The following is an 18,785-nucleotide window of genomic DNA, read 5'->3' as shown; positions in this document are numbered from 1 at the left end:
TGTGTTGACTGTGTTGACTGCGGGCAGGTGCAGGTGTTGATAATGAAACTGTGCCAATATAATAATTAGCACAGCTCCATTTCTCTGCAGAGAGTAAGTATTAAAATAAGGGTTTATTACTTAACGGTTGCTCTTAACATCCAAGCCGTTTTTTCATGGATCCCCATTCTATCTGACACCAGTGAAGCCGTTGATTCATCATCAGCCTCTTGGGCTATTTTTAACACGCTTCGCGCCGTTTTTATCACTTGCTCATGTCCTTTTGTCAGTAGCTTAACCATTTCTATTGATGTAGGTACACCATCAACTTCAGTAATTGAACTGAGTTCGGCAAACTCTTTATAAGTACCTGGAGCAGGTTCATCAAGCGTACGAATACGTTCTGCTATGTCGTCGACTGCAGTTGCTAGTTCGGTATAGTGCTCCTCGAACATTAAGTGTAATTCGCGAAATTGCAGGCCTGTTACATTCCAATGGAAATTATGAGTTTGTAAATATAAGGTGTAAGAGTCAGCAAGCAATCGCTTTAGACCATATGCAATCTCTGCTCTGTTTTCTTTACTAATGCCAATATCAATATCTGTCATAACTCATTCCTCGTATCTGATATTTGTAAGCTGTTACACCTTAAGTGTTACTTGAGGTGTAAAAATTAATATGTTTAAAAGTCGTCCTGCGGGTGAGTAGGCGTGCTACTCACCACAGGCTAGTTTGGTGTTAAGCGGTTAGCTTTGTTTAAAACCTGTCAGCATTCATTAATTTCACCCATGTTGCGACGAAGTCGTTTACAAACTTTTCCTTGTTGTCATCTTGTGCGTATAACTCGGCATAAGCACGTAAAATAGAGTTTGAGCCGAAGACTAGATCAACGCGAGTGGCAGTCCACTTTAGCTGGTCAGTTTGACGGTCGACAATGTCATATAGGTTCTTTGCAGCTGGTTTCCAGCTGTACTTCATATCGGTCAGATTAACGAAGAAGTCGTTGGTCAATGCGCCTTCGTTATCAGTAAAGACTCCGTGTTTAGTACCGCCATAGTTTGTACCAATAACACGCATACCACCGACGAGTAATGTCATTTCACATGCAGTTAGTCCCATGAGTTGAGAACGATCTAACAAGAGTTCTTCAGCACTGACCACATAGTCTTTTTTCAGCCAGTTTCTAAAGCCATCATGAAGTGGCTCAAGTACGTCAAAAGAAGCTGCATCTGTCATTGCATCTGTAGCATCGCCGCGTCCAGCAGAGAATGGTACAACAATATCGACACCTGCTTTTTTGGCAGCAGCTTCAATGCCCGCATTACCACCTAATACAATAACGTCTGCAATACTGGCACCTGTTTGATTAGCAATATCTTCATAGACAGAAAGCACTTTAGCTAAACGCTCTGGTTCGTTACCTTGCCAGTCTTTATTCGGTGCTAGACGAATGCGTGCTCCATTGGCGCCGCCTCGCTTGTCAGAACCACGGAACGTTCTAGCGCTGTCCCAAGCTGTGGTTACCATCTCGTTAGTGCTGAATCCTGATGCTATAATCTTGTCTTTAACTGATTGAATATCATAATCAGTTGCACCAGTAGGAACTGGATCTTGCCAAATTAAATCTTCTTGCGGTGCATCAGGTCCGATATAGCGAGCTTTAGGTCCCAAGTCTCGGTGAGTCAATTTAAACCACGCACGAGCAAAGACTTCTGAGAAATAGGCTGGATCTTGATAAAATCGCTCAGATATTTTTCGATACTCAGGATCTACCTTCATGGCCATATCGGCATCGGTCATGATCGGGTTGTATCGGGTTGTTAGATCTTCAACATCGACAGGTTTATCTTCTTCCTTGATATCGATAGGTTCCCACTGCCATGCCCCAGCGGGACTTTTTTGTAGTTGCCACTCATGGTTTAGCAATAGTTGGAAGTAACCGTTATCCCACTTTGTCGGGTGGGTTGTCCAAGCACCTTCAATACCACTTGATACGGTATTTCGGCCAATACCTCGTTTAGTCTTGTTTAACCAACCAAAGCCCTGGTCTTCTATTTCAGCGCCTTCTGGATCAGCTTCTAATAAATTAGCATCACCGTTACCGTGGCACTTACCTACAGTGTGTCCGCCCGCAGTAAGAGCAACCGTTTCTTCATCATTCATTGCCATACGTTCAAATGTTACTCGAACGTCCTGGGCTGTTTTGAGGGGATCTGGTTTCCCATCTACGCCTTCAGGATTAACATAAATCAATCCCATCATGACGGCAGCAAGGGGGTTATCTAAATCACGTTCTCCAGAATAACGACTGCCTTCACCGCCACTTGGTGCAAGCCATTCTTTTTCTGAGCCCCAATAAATGTCTTTTTCTGGATGCCAAATGTCTTCTCGTCCAAATGCGAATCCGAAGGTTTTCAAACCCATTGATTCATAGGCAATAGTGCCGGCATAAGCGATTAAATCTGCCCAACTGAGCTTATTGCCGTATTTTTTCTTTATTGGCCAAAGTAGGCGTCTGGCTTTATCTAGGTTAACGTTGTCAGGCCAAGAATTAAGTGGCGCGAATCGTTGATTCCCCGTGCTAGCACCACCTCGGCCATCTGCAACTCGATAAGTCCCTGCAGCATGCCAAGTCATGCGTATCATCAAACCACCATAGTGGCCCCAATCAGCAGGCCACCACGCTTGACTATCAGTCATGAGAGCATGTAAGTCATTTTTGAGGGAAGATACATCCAGTGTTTTAACTATTTCTCGATAGTTAACATCATTAGTAAGTGGGTTAGTCTTACTATCGTGCTGATGTAATATGTCGAGGTTCAGGGCTTTAGGCCACCACTCCATATTGGACATACCGCTTTCAGTTGCGCCGCCGTGCATTACTGGGCATTTACCTTTAGTCATCGGTTAATCTCCTTCATCCATAAAATAATGTGCAAACCATTCTCAAACTTAATATTTACAGTATTGAGTATTTCTGTGTTGTTTTAAAATTGATTAAACAAATCAGCGTAATCGCTTTATTCTGGTATTGCTTAATTAGGAAAAATTAAATTGCTGCTAACTAGTTACAATTAATGAAACAGCGTAAGTGTGCTATGAGCGTGACGTCTTCTAATAAAAAGCCATTGATTAGTACGTTTGCTTACTCAATAAGCGATCTATTTCTACAAAGATTGATATCCGGTTGTCGTATTGATTATGTCTTTGGCTTTTGATGCTACTTCAATTTTGAAAGCTGACTTGTGACGTTGATCTAACTTTATTTGCCTGTTTTATGAACACTCATTTTAGGTCAAGTATTGTAAATTTGATGTTTTTATCAACAACGAGGTGATAGAGGGAGTTAAGGTTTACTCTTTGATTTGTGTGGAAACTGAATGTAGGTTGGAAAAAATAAGCCTAGAGCTAGATATCGTTTGGGCGTTTGTCTGTCGAGAAAAGATCGGGTTCAATCATATAAGTAAAAACACAAGTATCAAGGAAGGCTCATGATTAACGTAAGGCGTTTTACCATAAGCGACATAAAGCCTTTGTGGCAGCTAAAGCTTAATACCATCCATAATGTTAATAGCCAGCACTATTCGTTAGCTGAGGTAACGGCATGGGCGCCTCATGAATACAATGAAAGCGCTTGGGTACAAAGAGTGACAAAATTAATCCGTTTGTGGCTGAAGTTAATGGTGTTATCGCAGGTTTTGCCGATCTTCAAGATGACGGTTATATCGATCACTTTTACTGCAGCGCAGATTTTCAAAGGCAAGGTGTGGGTGATGCATTAATGCAAGCGATCTTCAACAAGGCTGCAAAGTTAACGCTTAATAGTTTGTATGCTGAAGTGAGTATTACCGCAAAACCATTTTTCAGCAACTATGGCTTTGTGGAAGAAGAGGCCCAAAGTGTGGCGGTAAGAGGTCAGAAAATTAATAACTTTGTGATGCGTAAATTACTTGGCTGATGCTTGAATCAAGAATCAAGAATCAAGAAGTAAAAATGCCACTGTCAAAAGACGGTGGCATTTTATTTTCTATAAATAGCAACTTAATAAAGCTTAGTTGGTATGTGTATTCTCAACAATCGCTTGTTTGTTATCAGCTTGAGCAACGTGACACTGCACACAGAAGTAGTATTTATCATCAAATGTGCCATCAGCTTTGACGTGAGATTTATCAACAGGTGTCGCTTTCATACGCGCTGCTTTCTCAGTGCTGTGACAGGTTAAACAACCATTCTTTTTAGCTGTAATTTTATATGAGTCTCTGTGCGGGATGAGCGGTGGCATATGCACAAAATCTCTTGATAAAGCAGTACCACGGCTTGGGTAAGTCGCTTTAGCATCTGCTGGCATTGTTGCGGTAATCGCTACATCGCCAGCGAGTGATTTAACAGTTACTGGAGCTGCTGTTTCTGCTGTTTGTTGACCTGAGCATGCGCTAAGACTGAGCACTATCGCAGCAAGGCTAAGTAATTTCTTCATGGTTTACACTCCTTCATATCCATTATTTTTTGATTAAATGGATAGAGATAAATAGTGATTCAGTGATGCTAAATTTGTTTTCAGCATCACTGTAAGTCAAATTAGGCTTTAACAATCTTCACTGGACACTTCTTGAAATCTGTTTCTTTCGATAACGGATCAGTAGCATCAAGTAATAATTTGTTGACCAGCTGTCTAGCATCAAAGAATGGCATAAACACCACGCCGACAGGTGGCTTGTTACGGCCTTTAGTTTCAACACGCGTTTTCACTTCACCACGTGGAGAAATCACTTTCACTTCATCACCATTTTTCAGGCCACGACTACTCGCGTCTTTAGGGTGCATGAATACCTGTGCATCAGGGTAAGACTTATGCAGCTCTGGTACACGAGCTGTCATACTTGCTGTATGCCAATGCTCAAGTACGCGACCTGTAGACATCCATAGGTCAAACTCTTCATTTGGCTCTTCAGCAGCGGGCTCAAATGGCAGTGCAAAAATAACCGCGCGTCCATCAGGCTTACCGTAGAAGTTATAACCTTCACCAGCTTTAACGTATGGATCGCTTCCTTCAACGAAACGACGAACCGTTTCGGTACCATTGACTACAGGCCAACGTGCACCACGGTTTTCATGGTAAGTATCAAAGTCTGCTAAATCATGACCATGACCACGGCCAAACTGAGCATATTCTTCGAATAGACCTTTTTGCAGGTAGAAGCCGAATGCATCGTTTTCGTCGTTGTAGTCACCTTTACATTCAGAGCTAGGGAATTTATCCACTACGCCGTTTGCAAATAGAATGTCATATAAAGTCTTTTCAGCGTATTCAGGCTTTTTAGCAATTAACTCTGCAGGCCATACTTCTGATACTTTAAAGCGCTTAGAGAACTCAACAAGCTGCCATAAGTCAGACTTAGCACCTTCAGGAGTTGGAACTTGTTGGTGCCACATATGAGTACGACGTTCAGCATTGCCGTATGCACCTTCTTTCTCAACCCACATCGCAGTAGGAAGGATTAAATCTGCAGCAGTTGCTGTCACTGTTGGGTATGGGTCTGATACCACAATGAAGTTTTCTGGGTTGCGGAAACCTGGGTAAATTTCATCGTTAATGTTTGGACCGGCTTGCATGTTATTGGTACACATTGTCCAGTAGCAATTTAGCTTGCCATCTTTAAGCATACGGCTTTGAAGTACCGCGTGATAACCCGGTTTTGGCGGAATCGTACCTTCAGGTAGCTGCCATAACTCTTCAGTCATTGCACGATGTTTAGGGTTTGCTACAACCATATCGGCCGGTAGACGATGTGAGAATGTACCGACTTCACGAGCGGTACCACACGCTGATGGTTGACCTGTTAGTGAGAACGGGCTGTTACCTGGGGTGGCGATTTTACCGGTTAACAAGTGAATGTTATAAAGCATGTTGTTTGCCCAAACACCACGAGTATGTTGGTTAATACCCATAGTCCATAAGCTCATGATCTTGATGTTAGGATCAGCATACGCTTTAGCCATTTCTTCAAGATTTTCAACTGGTACACCACTCATTTCTGAAGCGTATTCAGCAGTATAAGTACTGACGAATTTTGCGTATTCTTCAAAAGAGATAGGCTTAGATTTGCCGTTACCTGGGTTTTTCGCTTTTTGCTCAAGCGGATGCTCAGGGCGTAAGCCGTAACCGATGTCAGTCACACCTTCAGCAAAGTTAGTGTGCTTGCTAACGAAGTCTTTATTAACCGCATCGTTTTGGATGATGTAGTTAGCAATGTAGTTCAAGATAACTAGGTCAGATTGCGGCTTAAATACCATTGCGTTGTCGGCAAGTTCGAAGCTGCGGTTTTCAAACGTCGATAACACGTGAACCTTGCTGCCAGCGTGGCTCAAACGACGATCTGTTAAGCGTGACCAAAGGATTGGATGCATTTCTGCCATGTTCGCGCCCCAAAGCACGAAGTGATCAGCTGCTTCAAAGTCATCATAGCTACCCATTGGCTCATCGATACCAAAGGTACGCATGAAACCACCAACCGCTGATGCCATACAGTGACGTGCGTTCGGGTCGATGTTATTGGTTAAGAAACCGGCTTTATGCAATTTAGATGCAGCGTAACCTTCCCAAATAGTCCATTGACCTGAACCAAACATACCAACAGAAGTAGGACCTTTTTTAGCGATGCTTTCTTTCCACTTGTCAGCCATAGTGTCTAGAGCAACATCCCAACTAACAGGAGTGAAATCACCTTCTTTGTCATACTTGCCATCTTTCATTCTTAATAATGGCGAAGTTAAACGGTCTTTACCGTACATGATTTTAGATAGGAAGTAGCCCTTAACACAGTTAAGACCTTTGTTAACCGGACTTTCTGGATCGCCCTGAGTCGCAACAACTTTACCGCCTTTTGTTCCGACTAATACACTACAACCTACACCACAGAAACGACATGGGGCTTTATCCCATTTTATTTCTGCAGCTTTCTCTTCTGCTTGGACCATTTTGATTGGTAAGGCAAGCCCAACAGCCGACGCGGCTGCTGTAGCGGCATTGGCTTTTAGAAACTCGCGACGGCTTATGCTCATGGTGTTTCCTCACTCTTTGCTGTTAGTTGTTAGCCCTTAAACAGGCTAATCATCGTTTTGTATGCCAAATAATGGCTTTTTCATCTCTATAGAATTGAGTTTAAACCTCACATTTCGCAAGGGTATACCTCGCAATGAGTATACTGAGTGTTTGTTGTTGTAGATCACGTTTTACGATGTGATCTGTGGCACATTTTAGAAGTTACTCAGTCACTTAATTAGTTGATGGTAATTTAACCAGTATATTGATTCTAGGTGAAGATGGTAGAAATTAAAGCTTATATAAGGCCAAAATTACACTTTTTTTAATTGTTTTTATTTTGTGCAATCATTGATGTAATTATAATCTGCCATGAATATATTAAGTCGATAAATCGTCATTATCATTAATTGATATCAGAGGCTGGGTATTACGTATGGGGTAGCATAAGTTAATATCTTTAGTTGACTTAATCTTGGTTTATATATCGCTCGTTGATATTCAATGGGTTAAATTATATTGACTAATAACCTGTGAGCTCCATATAACCATTGCCATTGTGGCTGCCACTCACTTCAATTGGGCCTTCCCAGTAAGGGATGGATAAAGGCATATTGCTGTTAGGGTTGAGTGCTGAAACTGTGACATCAATCTGTTCACTAGGAATACTTAACTGCCAACTCACTGGATAACGCCCACTGGCGGTTTGTTGCCACTGAAGTGCTGTCATCGCGATGAGTTCACTTGAATCGCCGCTGATATTGCGGCCTGTGCCATCAGCAAACATTCTTCTGGCACTGTAAAAAGCAGGTAAATCTTTATTTGCCCCGCGTAGCTGAAATAGCATTAATGCAGACTCATCATCTAAACGGATAGAAAACCAATCCCAGCCTTGTTGTGCTTTAGTCAAAAACTGAGAACTCCACTCTCTGTCTAACCAAGCTTTACCAGTCACAGCTTCTTGCTCTCCATTTCTTGTGACGGTGCCGCTTAAATCAATAAATGGCTGGCTGTAATAATAAGAGGCAACAGCAGCATCAGCACTTTTGATACTGTAACCCTTGTCACCTTGCAATTGCATTGGCGCATGGCTGGTTAAAGAAAGCTGATAACTAAATTCATTCGTTGCGACAGATAACGTTGCGGGGAAAAGGCCATCTGATCCGCTCAACCATTGCCAATCATCCAGTTTGGCTGTGAATGGCTTTGCGCTAACGTTAGCCAGTTCTGGGTGACCTCTTGACCATTTTTCTGCAGCTTGATGGGCTACTGATGACGTTAATGCTGCATGGGACATATACATTTGTGATGTTGCCCAATTTGATGCTTCTGAATTTGAGCTATCTAAGTTTAAAGCTTCAGAGTTTAATACTTCAGGGTTTAATGCGTTAGGGTTTAATGCGTTAGGGTTTGCAGCATCTAAGTCTGAAATAGCAGACTGTGCAGCTTCGGGCGCAAGTGCAATCCTAAATTGTGTCCACTGAATACCGAGTTGCTCCCCTGATTCAGTCTGCATATTGGCCGTTAAATACCACCACTCTTGGCGAAAATCATCATGACTTAAATGATCTGCAGGAAAAGATAATTGATAACCTGGGGTAACAGTAGCGTATTGGTTTAATTGAGAGGAGGAATCACCCAAAATCCCGCCCATACTAATAGATGATGCAGGCTCTGGCTGACAGGCACTTAACGTGACTAAAGCAATCATGAATATGCTAGCCCGTTGGGCATTGTTGATTACTGTTAACGATATATCGGGCAACCGCTTCATAATGCCTCCTGCTGCAAGCTATTTATCAATGGTTTTCTTGTCTGCCAATATAAAGGAATAGCAATAGCGACAGCACTTGTGGTGAGCGCAATAACAACCACGCGAATGTAGGCATGCCAGTCCCATAGCATGGCGATACTCCAACCGAAGGCCTGCAGAGTGACTTTATTTATCAGCAAATAACCCAAGACTGCTCCTGTTGGCAATGCCACTAAGCAAGTGAGCAATACTATGAGCTGCATCTGCACGAATGTCATCAGTCTTAATTGGCCTTTACTGAGCCCTAAGGCATATAGTTTTGCAAGCGGCGCTTGCCGTGCTTGGGTGAGCATTAAACAGGCACTAAATAAACCAATTGCAGCGACGATGAGAGTGAGGCTATTCAGCACCATAGTGATGGAAAATGTTTGTTTGAACATTGCAATCGCTTGCTGTTTTATTTTGGCTTGATTGTACATTTGCGCAGTGCCAATAAGCTTAGTGTCGACTAATAGTTGTTCAAGTTCAGTAACGTCACCTTGATAACTGGCTGCAATACTTTTGGGTTTTTTAGGCAAGCCTATGTTTTGCCAAAACAGCTGGTCGATCACCACTTGGCCTTTAGGGTTACCATAATCAAAAAATATTCCGCCAATCGTCGGTAGCGATGAATTGGGCTGTGATGTAATGGAGAGCGCTTTGGTAAATGGAGCAATAGAAAAGCTGTCGCCCAAATTCAAACCATATTTAATCGCAATGGGTTCACTAATGAGGATTTGGTTACCTGATTGAAACTCAGACCATAAATCATTGGTTTGGGCTTTTAATGAGCTGGTTACCTTGGTTGAATATAAGTCTCTACTGACAAGTTCTATCGGCATATTTTGATAGGTGGAATTAATTGTCCATTGGTTATATATGCCAGTGACCTTGTCGTTTTGATCTAAAAAGTCATTTATGTCTAAGATTTTATCACTGGCAGGACGCATGTATAAATCCGCATGCAGGCGACTCTCAAGCCAAGTTTTTAACGTGACCTCAAAACTCCCCACTAAGGTATTCATTGAAATGTTTGCAGTTAAGGCTAACAGCATTGCCATCATCGCGAGTGATAAAGGGCCTATGAGTTCTTTGGTTTCTGCAATCATGTAATGCCAAATTCCAGCAGGACAAAGCCGAGCAAGCCATTGACTGATTTTATAGATGGTTAAGGGCAATAAAAGAGGAATGGCAATAATCACAACGCCCATTAACCCTAAGCTAACTTGATATTGCTTTGCGAAAGGGAAGGCAATTGCACAGCAAGCAAGACTAGATATTGCAATTGTAAACTGGATTCGATGGGTTCGGATTAAGTGACTGACTTGGCCTATTTTAGTGCTTATTCTCGCTAGTGGCTGATTGGTCAGTTGTCGATAGAGTGGCAAACATGCCAGCAGGCCTGCGAACAGTGTAAGCAACATCGCTTGAACTAACCATTGCCACTGCCAAGATCCCGGCATAAGTCTGGCGCCATAAAGTTGCTCCAAGGTCATTGCCACCATTGGTTGTAACCATAAACTCAGTTGAAGCCCCAAAATAAAACCGATAATAGAGCCGATTAACACCAGTAAAGTCAGCTCACAGATTAATGCAATCATTAAATGATTTTTTTGAATGCCAAGTTGTAGTAATTGAACCAGTAATTTTTGACGTTTCATTAAGCTGTAGCGGACACCGTTATAGGCGATGAAAAGCCCAACTACAAAGGCAAGCATGCTCATTGCATTAAGGTTTAAATGGAAGCTACGAGTTAACTCTTGCAGCGCTTGGCCTTGGTCTTGCTCGGTAATATTGGCTTGTTGTTGCAATAGATTGCGTTGAGTTATTTGGTTTATCAATGACTCAGGTTCATCAAACAATGCGATGTAAGACAGCTGTTGAGGTTGATTTAACAGTCTTTGTGCCAGAGAAATATCGGCAACAATGGCATTACCAAGTCCTAAGTCATCATCTAAGCCAATCACTTCAAGTTTGATCGGTTTCTGCTTATCTATAGGATCTTGCAGATAAAACTCACCATTAGGTGCCACTTTATTGGCTAATGATTGGCCCATTAATAAAATGTTTTCAGCAGCAAGCAGTTTAGCAATAGGAATATCTGAGTTAACTAGATTGTTTTGCTGACGGGTATTTTCATCATTTGTAATTGATTCATTTACAGTAGCTTGAGTCGTTTGTAGGTTGATTGCCGCAAACAAATCACTGCCTTGAACCTGCCAGCGTCGACCTTCTGGATCTACAGCGAGCCCACTAACTATCGCTAATGCGTTGCTGATACCTGATTGGCGTAATCTAAAATATACCTCTTCGGTTAAATATCGCTCACCTGGATTCGGTGTTATGAGCAAACTTGCACGCTGACTGAGTAACTCGGTTGCTTCACTGTAACTACGAACAGCATTCTCATTGGTTGATTTAACCCCAATCAGTAATGTGACGGCTAAAATGATGCCGAGCAAAATGGCACCAGCTTGCAGTGGAGCATGCTTATAATGAGCCAAGAAAACATTTAAGCTTAATCTTATCTCGGCAAGGCTACTCATGGATTTTTCCTTGCTCTAGATGCCAGCGCCTTTGCATGTAATTAGCACAAGTATCGCTATGGGTTACCATTAATATTGTTGTATTAGCCGCTTGTGCCAATTCACATAGTAACTGCATCACTTGCTGTCCCGCTTTTTCATCGAGATTCCCCGTGGGTTCATCAGCCAGCAATAAACTGGGTTTATGAATGAGGGCTCTTGCTATCGCAACCCGCTGCTGCTGACCGCCTGATAAGGTTTCTACTGGCCTTGCAAGGACTTCACGTAAATCAAGTTGATTGATAAGTTCATCAGCCCAAGGGCTCCACTTGAGTTTGTTTAGCTGTAACGGAAATCGGATATTGTCGAGGACATTGAGTGGGGTAAGTAGATTAAACTGTTGGAATACGATGCCAAGTTGTTGGCGACGAAAGTGGCTCCAATGGTTGTCTTCCCAACACTGGGCTTGCTGGCCTAAAAGCTGTAATTCACCGCTATCGATTTTTTCAAATCCGGCAATAATATTGAGTAAGGTACTTTTCCCTGTTCCGCTAGGACCTGTGAGTGCGATGGTATCCCCAGAGTGCAAGGCTAAATCTACGCAATCGAGAACCTGATGGTATCTGTCGCCGTCAGTAAACCCTTTAGAAACAAGTGAGAGTTGACTAACAAGATTGGTTTCGACTGTTTGCATATTAAGGCCTTGTAAATCTATGAATTACATCATCATACGATAGATTTTATATAAAAGATCGAATATTGATGAACTGAAGAAATCCCTTATAAATCAAGATTGCTACTTTAGTTGTACTATTTTATGTTTCTTGATTAGGCTTTAAATACAATGAAGATTAAATATTTGATTATTGTTTCAGCACATTTGTAATTGCAATCATAGGCTTAAGGGTTATAGTAATAAGGGTGTTTTTTGAGCAGTTCAATCCTTCTTATGATGTATTGGTTAATGTCAGCCCATGATTTACTGTGGGCATGGTATGAATAAGCCAAGTTAAGGAAAACCGCTGTTTAAGATTGGCAATAATCAAATTTTGACTTGTAAATGAGACTTGTATTTATGGATAAAAATAAGCAGATATTACACAGTTTTCGAAGTCGAATTTTGGCTTTTATTGCCTTGCCGCTGATTTTAATCATGACGTTAGTGTATGGCTTTAATGGCTGGATTAATTACTTAGAACATGAAGAAGATGTATATCAACGCCTAGAGCAACAGGCGGTACTTTCTGCTAATCACCTTAATTTTGTTTTGGATTCCGTTCAAAATACGACTCGCGGTCTTTCTGACTATTTAACTTATATCGATAGTAATAATATATATGGTGACATTGAAAAAATTGAGCTGTTATTAATTAATCGACTCCAGCGTAATCCGAGTATTTTTGGCAGTGCGATCGCTTATCGTCCTAATTTTTTGACCGACAAACTTCGTTACGCTCCCTTTGCATATCGGGAAGGTAATGATATCAATATTATCGATATTGGTGCTGAGGCTTACGATTATACCGATGGTAGTTGGAGCTGGTGGACTGATGCGATGAACAGTAACACTGGTGTTTGGTCTGAACCGTATTTTGACGAAGGCGCGAGTAACATCTTAATGGTGACTTATTCTAAAGCTTTCGGGAGTCTTGATGATCGTTACGGAGTCGTTACTGCAGATGTTGCATTAAACAAACTGCCGCAAATAATGAAGATCCCAAGTAAAAATTTAGTCGTTCTTGATGACAACGACAAAGTCATTTTTTACGATTCGGCTAACAGTGATTTAAAAGGCAGTAGTGACAAGTGGCTGTCTGATGACCCACAAAATGATCAATTAAGATCTTTACTGGCAAACAACATAGCTGGTCAAACAGAAGCGATTACTGTTTCAGGCGACCGTTTTCTTGTCAGTGTCGCAATCGTGTCATCGCTAAATTGGCAAGTGGTTATTGCGACCAGTGACAGTGAGCTTAATCAGTATTTTCTATCCAACCTTTCAAGATTAGCCTTCATATTATTGTTGTTATCAATTGCGCTGTTATTCACTAGCATTCTTGCATCTAAACGTTTAAGCCGTCCTCTAGAAAACCTAGAAAATGGCATTATGGACTTTGGTGAAGGGAAAATTGATCGCTTGCCCTCTGATAAAGTTAACATTTCGGAAGTGTCGACATTAACCAATAAATTTAATCAATTAGCTGACCTACTAGCAGAAAGAGAGTTGGCGTTAAAAGACTCTACTGGCAGCCGCTTTGCAAGTCTAATCGATGGTATGAGTGATAAGTCATTTTATTGTTCTTTAGACCCAAAAGGGCAGTTAGCTCAAGTGAGTGATGGAGTAAAGAAAGTACTAGGGGTTGATGCTGATACTTTGAAAAGGAAGTACCAGCGGATGTTTACTGCTGATCCAATTAATGAGGTTAATTGGAATTATATGGAGCACGCACTGGAAGGAAAAATTGTGCCTGCACACCAAGTTGAAATGCTCGCTGCCGATAGCCAAATAAGACGCTTGGATGTCTTTATGCAGCCTCTTGTTGCTGACTCTGGTGACATCATTTCTGTAGAGATGCTATTTACTGATGTGACAGAGCAATTTTCTGCAGCGCTATGGTCAAATGCAGTGATAGAGTCATCGCCTCAAGCCATGTTAATTGTTGATGAACATGGCGGTATTATTTTTACTAATACACGGTGCCAGGAATTATTTGGCTATCCAGCTGATGCACTTTTAGATATTAATGTTGAATTACTATTTCCTGAGCGTTTTAGAGAAAAGCATGATGCAGTTAGGGCTGTCTTTTTAGAGCAAGGGTTAACCCGTTTCACCACCCCGAAAGAAGGTTGGGTGGCGTTAAAATCTGATAACGCAGAAATTAGGGTAGAAATTAACTTAGCCTTACTGCCGATAGCCCATGATGGCAAGAAACAAATTGCTGCCACTATTCGCGATCTCACCAGTCAGATGGCTATCGAACGTAAGATAAAAGACAGCGAAAGCCGTTTTAGAGGCTTGGTGGCTAATATACCGGGTGCAATATATCGAACCCGCATAAGCGATAATTGGACGATGGAATATGTCAGTAATAACATCGCAGACATAACCGGTTATCCAGCCTCAGATCTGATAGAAAGCCATAAACTTCAGTTTAATACCATTATCCATCCTGATGACGATGCCGATTGTTTTACGGCAATATCTCAGGCAATTGAAACTCAGCAAAACTTTGATGTTGAGTATCGCATTTTTCATCGTGATGGTAGCGTCAAATGGATCCATGAGAAAGGCAAAGCCAGCTATGATGAGCAAGGAAAACCATTATGGTTCGATGGCAGTATTAATGATGTCACTGAAAGTAAAAAGGCTTTAGAAGCGATTCAAAACTCACAAAAACAGTTAGAAAATATCACCGAATCCTTACCTAATTTAGTGTATCAAATGATATGGCACTCGGAGACTGAACGAGAGTTTAGCTTCCTCTCTGAGGCGTGTATTAGCATCATCGGTTTTCCTCGCGACATGTTAATGCAAGATTTAGATTTATTAATCGGGCGTATTATTGACACTGAAAGACAAACGGTTATTGATGATTTGTCGGGTAAAGGCGAAGACGGTTTACATTGGGTCACTGAATTTAGGTACCGACACCCCTCTGGTGAGGTGATTTGGTTACAAGCTGGTGCTAAAGGTCAAGCATTAGCAAATGATGCCATTCTCTGGAATGGCTATTTGATGAATATTACCGATCGTAAGAATGCTGAAACTCGTTTAGCTGATAGGGAAAAGCACTTACGCACCTTACTTAATACAGCAGAGATGGGCATTGTTAATATTGATACTCATGGTGTGATTATTAATTGCAATGAGCATTTTGGTCGTAATATTGGCATCAACTCCAATGATTTAGAAGGTAAGCTGTTTTTCGAGTTCATGGTTGTAGAAGATAAAGTATTAGCCAGAGAAAGATTTGATTTGTTAATCAGTGGGGCGTTTGAAAACTTTAATATTGAACCACGGGTACTCAGCCAAAATGGTGAAAACATTTGGATGGACATGACCTTTGCCGCGCTTAAAAATGAGCAAGGAGAAGTGACATCTTCAGTGGTTTCAATGGCAGATATAACCAGTTTAATGACAGTATCAAACGAGTTGAAACAAGCCAAAGACGAAGCTGATGCTGCCAGTAAAGCTAAAAGTGATTTCTTAGCGAATATGTCCCATGAAATTAGAACCCCCATGAACGCCATTATTGGTATGTCACACCTGTGTCTGCAAACCGATTTAAATAAGAAACAACATAATTTTGTTGAGAAAATAGAGCGAGCGTCTAAATCCTTACTTGGGATTATTAATGATATTTTGGACTTCTCAAAAATTGAAGCTGGAAAAATGGAGATTGAAATCGTGCCATTCCAGCTTGATACCATGTTGGAAGATCTCAGTGACATGTTTGCCGCAAAAGCGGCTGAGAAACAATTAGAGTTGCTGTTCTCTGTTGCGCCAAATATTCCGAGTCATTTAATGGGCGATCCGCTCAGGTTAAGTCAGGTGTTGATAAACCTGATGAATAATGCGATTAAGTTTACTGATCGTGGTGAAGTGATTTTAGCGATTGAATCTATTAGTCAGCAAGGTGATGAACTTGAGCTTAAGTTCAGTGTGAGAGATAGCGGTATCGGTTTAACTCCGGAGCAATGCAACAAACTGTTTAAGTCGTTTAGCCAAGCTGACAGTTCAACAACCAGAAAGTATGGCGGAACAGGGTTAGGTTTAGCGATTTGTAAGCAACTTGTAGAGCTGATGGAGGGTGAAATTGGTGTTGAAAGTAAGCGCGGTATCGGCAGCACTTTTTACTTTTCTGCTAATGTCAGTAAGGCTGATGACCTGCAGCTTAAAGTGACTCAAGAGCTGGAAGGGATGGAAATCTTAGTGGTTGATGATAATCAAACCGCACGAGACATTTTGCACACTATGCTTAAAAGCATGGGCTTTAACGTCGCGCTGGCCAAAGATGGCACAGAAGCGATATCAATGTGCCATTCTAATGAATATCAACTAGCCTTAATTGATTGGAAAATGCCAGGGCTTGATGGCCTTGCTACAGCTGAAACCATCATCCAGCAAAGTGCAAACCCACCGCTTACCATTATGGTTTCAGCTCATGCAACAACGGAATTTACAGATTCTATCAATGACATGGGAATTAATGGCTATATAACCAAACCTGTTAGCGCGTCTCGTTTGCTTGATGCCATTATGTCGGCGCTAGGTAAGCAAGGGCATATGCCAGTTAGGGCAAAAGCCACAGAGCTTAATGAGGCCTTATTACAGCAATTGAATGGTAAAAAAATATTGTTAGTTGAAGATAACGATATGAATCAAGAGGTCGCCACAGAGTTTTTAGAGCAAGTGGGAATTGATTTAACGATTGCTGATAATGGTCAGATTGGCTTAGATAAATTAGCTCAGCAAGAATTTGACTTAGTATTAATGGATTGCCAAATGCCAGTCATGGATGGTTATACCGCCACAGAACAGTTGCGAAAGAATCCTGCGTACGAAACTTTACCTGTTATTGCAATGACGGCTAATGCGATGGCGGGAGATAAAGAAAAGTGCCTCAGTGTAGGGATGAATGACCATGTGGCTAAGCCGATAGAGGTTGCTTTACTTTATCAAACTTTACTTAAATATTTAGGTGATAAAGTCAGCGGTATCGAGTTAGCCACCCCTGAAAAAACTGCCAATATTAAAGTGGAAACTTGGCCACAACACCCAGATATTGATGTCGATCGTGGTTTGCAACTGGTGCAGAACTCAGCCAGATTATATCGAAAGATTTTAACTCGTTTTGTTGAAGGTAAACGCAATATTGCAACGCAAATAGCAGCCGCGATAGAAGCTGATAATCGAGAGGATGCTGTTAGGTTTGCTCATACTCTTAAAGGTTTATCGGGTAATTTAGCCAGTAATAAACTGTCTGAGCTTGCTGCGGAACTTGAAAAGAACTTGATTGACGAAGTTGAGTTTTCAGTTGAACTTAATGCCATTGATATGCTGGTGAGGTCATTATGTGAAGCCATAGATCTGTGGTTGAATAATAATGAGTCAAAAGTAAAGACTGAGTCAGCTGATCTCATTAGTAACGATGCTTTTCTCAGTTTATTAGATGAACTGTTGGTGTTGCTAGATGACGGTGATGCGAGTGCAATCGATATGATTGATAGCCTAGAGATGCAGGTGAATCATCAAACCTGGGATCAATTAAAACCAGTAGGGTTAATGATTAAAGGTTATCAGTTTGAAGATGCGGTTGAGTTGATTAAGCAAATTCGTCAACACTCCTCCCAAGCAACAGATTAATATTAAGCAAAGATATAGGTAATTAACATGGAAAAAGCGACTGTGCTGATAGTTGATGATACGCCTGAGAATATCGATATCTTAGTCGGGATTTTGGGTAGTGATTACAAAATCAAAGTTGCCATAGATGGGCCTAAAGCGCTAGCTCTCGCACAAAAATCATCTCCTGATTTAATATTGCTTGATGTAATGATGCCTGGAATGAATGGGTATGAAGTATGTCAAAAACTGAAAAATGAACCGTTAACCTGCCATATTCCAGTGATATTTGTGACTGCACTTTCTGATACTGAAGATGAAACTAAAGGCTTTGCGCTCGGCGCAGTTGATTATATTACTAAACCTGTCAGCCCAGCAGTCGTTAAAGCGCGGGTTAAAACACATTTAAGCTTGTACGACCAAAAAAGGTTATTAGAGTCGGAAGTGGAACATCGTACTAAAGAGCTAAAAGAAACGCGTTTTGAAATCATTCGCAGATTAGGGCGAGCTGCAGAATACAAAGATAATGAAACAGGATTGCATGTTGTTCGTATGAGTCATTATGCAAGATTACTTGCTATGGCTGCAGGGCATTCCTCTCGGTTTTGTGAACTGCTATATAATGCAGCGCCTATGCATGACATCGGTAAAATCGGTACACCAGATGCCATTCTCAAGAAACCAGGAAAGCTAGATGCGGATGAGTGGAAAGAAATGCAAGCTCATGCAGCAATCGGTGCTGAAATCATTGGTGAACATGATGACCCTTTATTACAAATGGCCAAAAGAATTGCTATTAGTCATCATGAAAAGTGGGATGGCAGTGGCTATCCTTACGGGCTTGTTGGTGAAGATATTCCGATTGAAGGGCGTATTATTGCTATCGCTGATGTGTTTGATGCACTGACATCGGCAAGACCTTATAAGAAAGCTTGGACAGTGGAAGATACGTTGAGTTTGATTGAGAAAGAATCAGGTAAGCACTTTGATCCAGAACTGGTTGAGAAATTTAAATCTGTCATGGATGATGTGAAATTGATCAAAGCCGAGCATGAAGAGTCATTCTAGCGTGTTATAAAATATTGTTTCTTAATATCTTAT

General features: G+C 41.4%; 10 protein-coding genes. 3 read left to right on the top strand and 7 right to left on the bottom strand.

The annotated features are described in order from the left end of the window. Positions 1–116: 116 nt before the first annotated feature. Positions 117–587 carry a Dps family protein gene (locus BCU84_RS02700; RefSeq protein WP_102526564.1) on the bottom strand — a complete coding sequence of 157 codons (471 nt, stop codon included), beginning with the start codon at positions 585–587 and terminating at the stop codon, positions 117–119. 148 nt (positions 588–735) lie between these two features. Then, positions 736–2,883 carry a catalase/peroxidase HPI gene (gene katG / locus BCU84_RS02695; protein WP_102526563.1) on the bottom strand — a complete coding sequence of 716 codons (2,148 nt, stop codon included), beginning with the start codon at positions 2,881–2,883 and terminating at the stop codon, positions 736–738. A 730-nt stretch (positions 2,884–3,613) separates the two neighbouring features. Here katG and BCU84_RS02690 point away from each other — a divergent pair. After that, positions 3,614–3,937 (top strand): GNAT family N-acetyltransferase, encoded by a 324-nt coding sequence (locus BCU84_RS02690; RefSeq protein WP_102526562.1) that lies wholly within the window; start codon positions 3,614–3,616, stop codon positions 3,935–3,937. A gap of 93 nt (positions 3,938–4,030) precedes the next feature. Here the strand turns inward: BCU84_RS02690 and BCU84_RS02685 are convergent, their stop codons facing one another. The 5 genes from BCU84_RS02685 to BCU84_RS02665 all read right to left on the bottom strand — a co-directional run bounded on the left by BCU84_RS02685 (position 4,031) and on the right by BCU84_RS02665 (position 12,032). Beyond that, positions 4,031–4,456 carry a nitrate reductase cytochrome c-type subunit gene (locus BCU84_RS02685; RefSeq protein WP_102526561.1) on the bottom strand — a complete coding sequence of 142 codons (426 nt, stop codon included), beginning with the start codon at positions 4,454–4,456 and terminating at the stop codon, positions 4,031–4,033. A 101-nt stretch (positions 4,457–4,557) separates the two neighbouring features. Further along, complete coding sequence (napA, locus tag BCU84_RS02680) at positions 4,558–7,041, bottom strand: nitrate reductase catalytic subunit NapA (RefSeq protein ID WP_102526560.1); 2,484 nt, start codon at positions 7,039–7,041, stop codon at positions 4,558–4,560. 503 nt (positions 7,042–7,544) lie between these two features. Further along, the gene (locus tag BCU84_RS02675) at positions 7,545–8,732 is read right to left on the bottom strand and encodes a lipocalin-like domain-containing protein (protein ID WP_102526662.1); all 1,188 of its coding nucleotides are present in this window, start codon (positions 8,730–8,732) and stop codon (positions 7,545–7,547) included. A 59-nt stretch (positions 8,733–8,791) separates the two neighbouring features. Beyond that, complete coding sequence (locus BCU84_RS02670; RefSeq protein ID WP_102526559.1) at positions 8,792–11,359, bottom strand: ABC transporter permease; 2,568 nt, start codon at positions 11,357–11,359, stop codon at positions 8,792–8,794. Further along, on the bottom strand, positions 11,352–12,032 hold the full coding sequence (locus BCU84_RS02665) for an ABC transporter ATP-binding protein (protein WP_102526558.1): 681 nt from the start codon (positions 12,030–12,032) through the stop codon (positions 11,352–11,354). Before BCU84_RS02665 ends, BCU84_RS02670 begins: the two co-directional genes overlap by 8 nt. A gap of 381 nt (positions 12,033–12,413) precedes the next feature. Between BCU84_RS02665 and BCU84_RS02660 the strand changes: the two genes are divergently transcribed. Both BCU84_RS02660 and BCU84_RS02655 read left to right on the top strand, forming a co-directional pair. Next, positions 12,414–17,705, top strand: coding sequence for a PAS domain S-box protein (locus BCU84_RS02660; RefSeq protein ID WP_102526557.1), 5,292 nt, complete (start codon positions 12,414–12,416; stop codon positions 17,703–17,705). 27 nt (positions 17,706–17,732) lie between these two features. After that, positions 17,733–18,752 (top strand): two-component system response regulator, encoded by a 1,020-nt coding sequence (locus BCU84_RS02655; RefSeq protein ID WP_102526556.1) that lies wholly within the window; start codon positions 17,733–17,735, stop codon positions 18,750–18,752. Positions 18,753–18,785: the final 33 nt, after the last annotated feature.

Source organism: Shewanella sp. 10N.286.51.B7 (genome assembly GCF_002873615.1).
Classification (GTDB): Bacteria; Pseudomonadota; Gammaproteobacteria; order Enterobacterales; family Shewanellaceae; genus Shewanella; species Shewanella electrodiphila.
The sequence above is the reverse complement of the archived record's forward strand: the minus strand, read 5'-3'. Positions and strand labels throughout refer to the sequence as shown.

Bases quoted from the DNA above. Each gene is read 5' to 3' on its own strand.
- BCU84_RS02700 (WP_102526564.1), bottom strand. From the start codon at position 587: ATGACAGATATTGATATTGGCATTAGTAAAGAAAACAGAGCAGAGATT.
- katG (WP_102526563.1), bottom strand. From the start codon at position 2,883: ATGACTAAAGGTAAATGCCCAGTAATGCACGGCGGCGCAACTGAAAGC.
- BCU84_RS02685 (WP_102526561.1), bottom strand. From the start codon at position 4,456: ATGAAGAAATTACTTAGCCTTGCTGCGATAGTGCTCAGTCTTAGCGCA.
- napA (WP_102526560.1), bottom strand. From the start codon at position 7,041: ATGAGCATAAGCCGTCGCGAGTTTCTAAAAGCCAATGCCGCTACAGCA.
- BCU84_RS02675 (WP_102526662.1), bottom strand. From the start codon at position 8,732: ATGATTGCTTTAGTCACGTTAAGTGCCTGTCAGCCAGAGCCTGCATCA.
- BCU84_RS02670 (WP_102526559.1), bottom strand. From the start codon at position 11,359: ATGAGTAGCCTTGCCGAGATAAGATTAAGCTTAAATGTTTTCTTGGCT.
- BCU84_RS02665 (WP_102526558.1), bottom strand. From the start codon at position 12,032: ATGCAAACAGTCGAAACCAATCTTGTTAGTCAACTCTCACTTGTTTCT.
- BCU84_RS02660 (WP_102526557.1), top strand. From the start codon at position 12,414: ATGGATAAAAATAAGCAGATATTACACAGTTTTCGAAGTCGAATTTTG.
- BCU84_RS02655 (WP_102526556.1), top strand. From the start codon at position 17,733: ATGGAAAAAGCGACTGTGCTGATAGTTGATGATACGCCTGAGAATATC.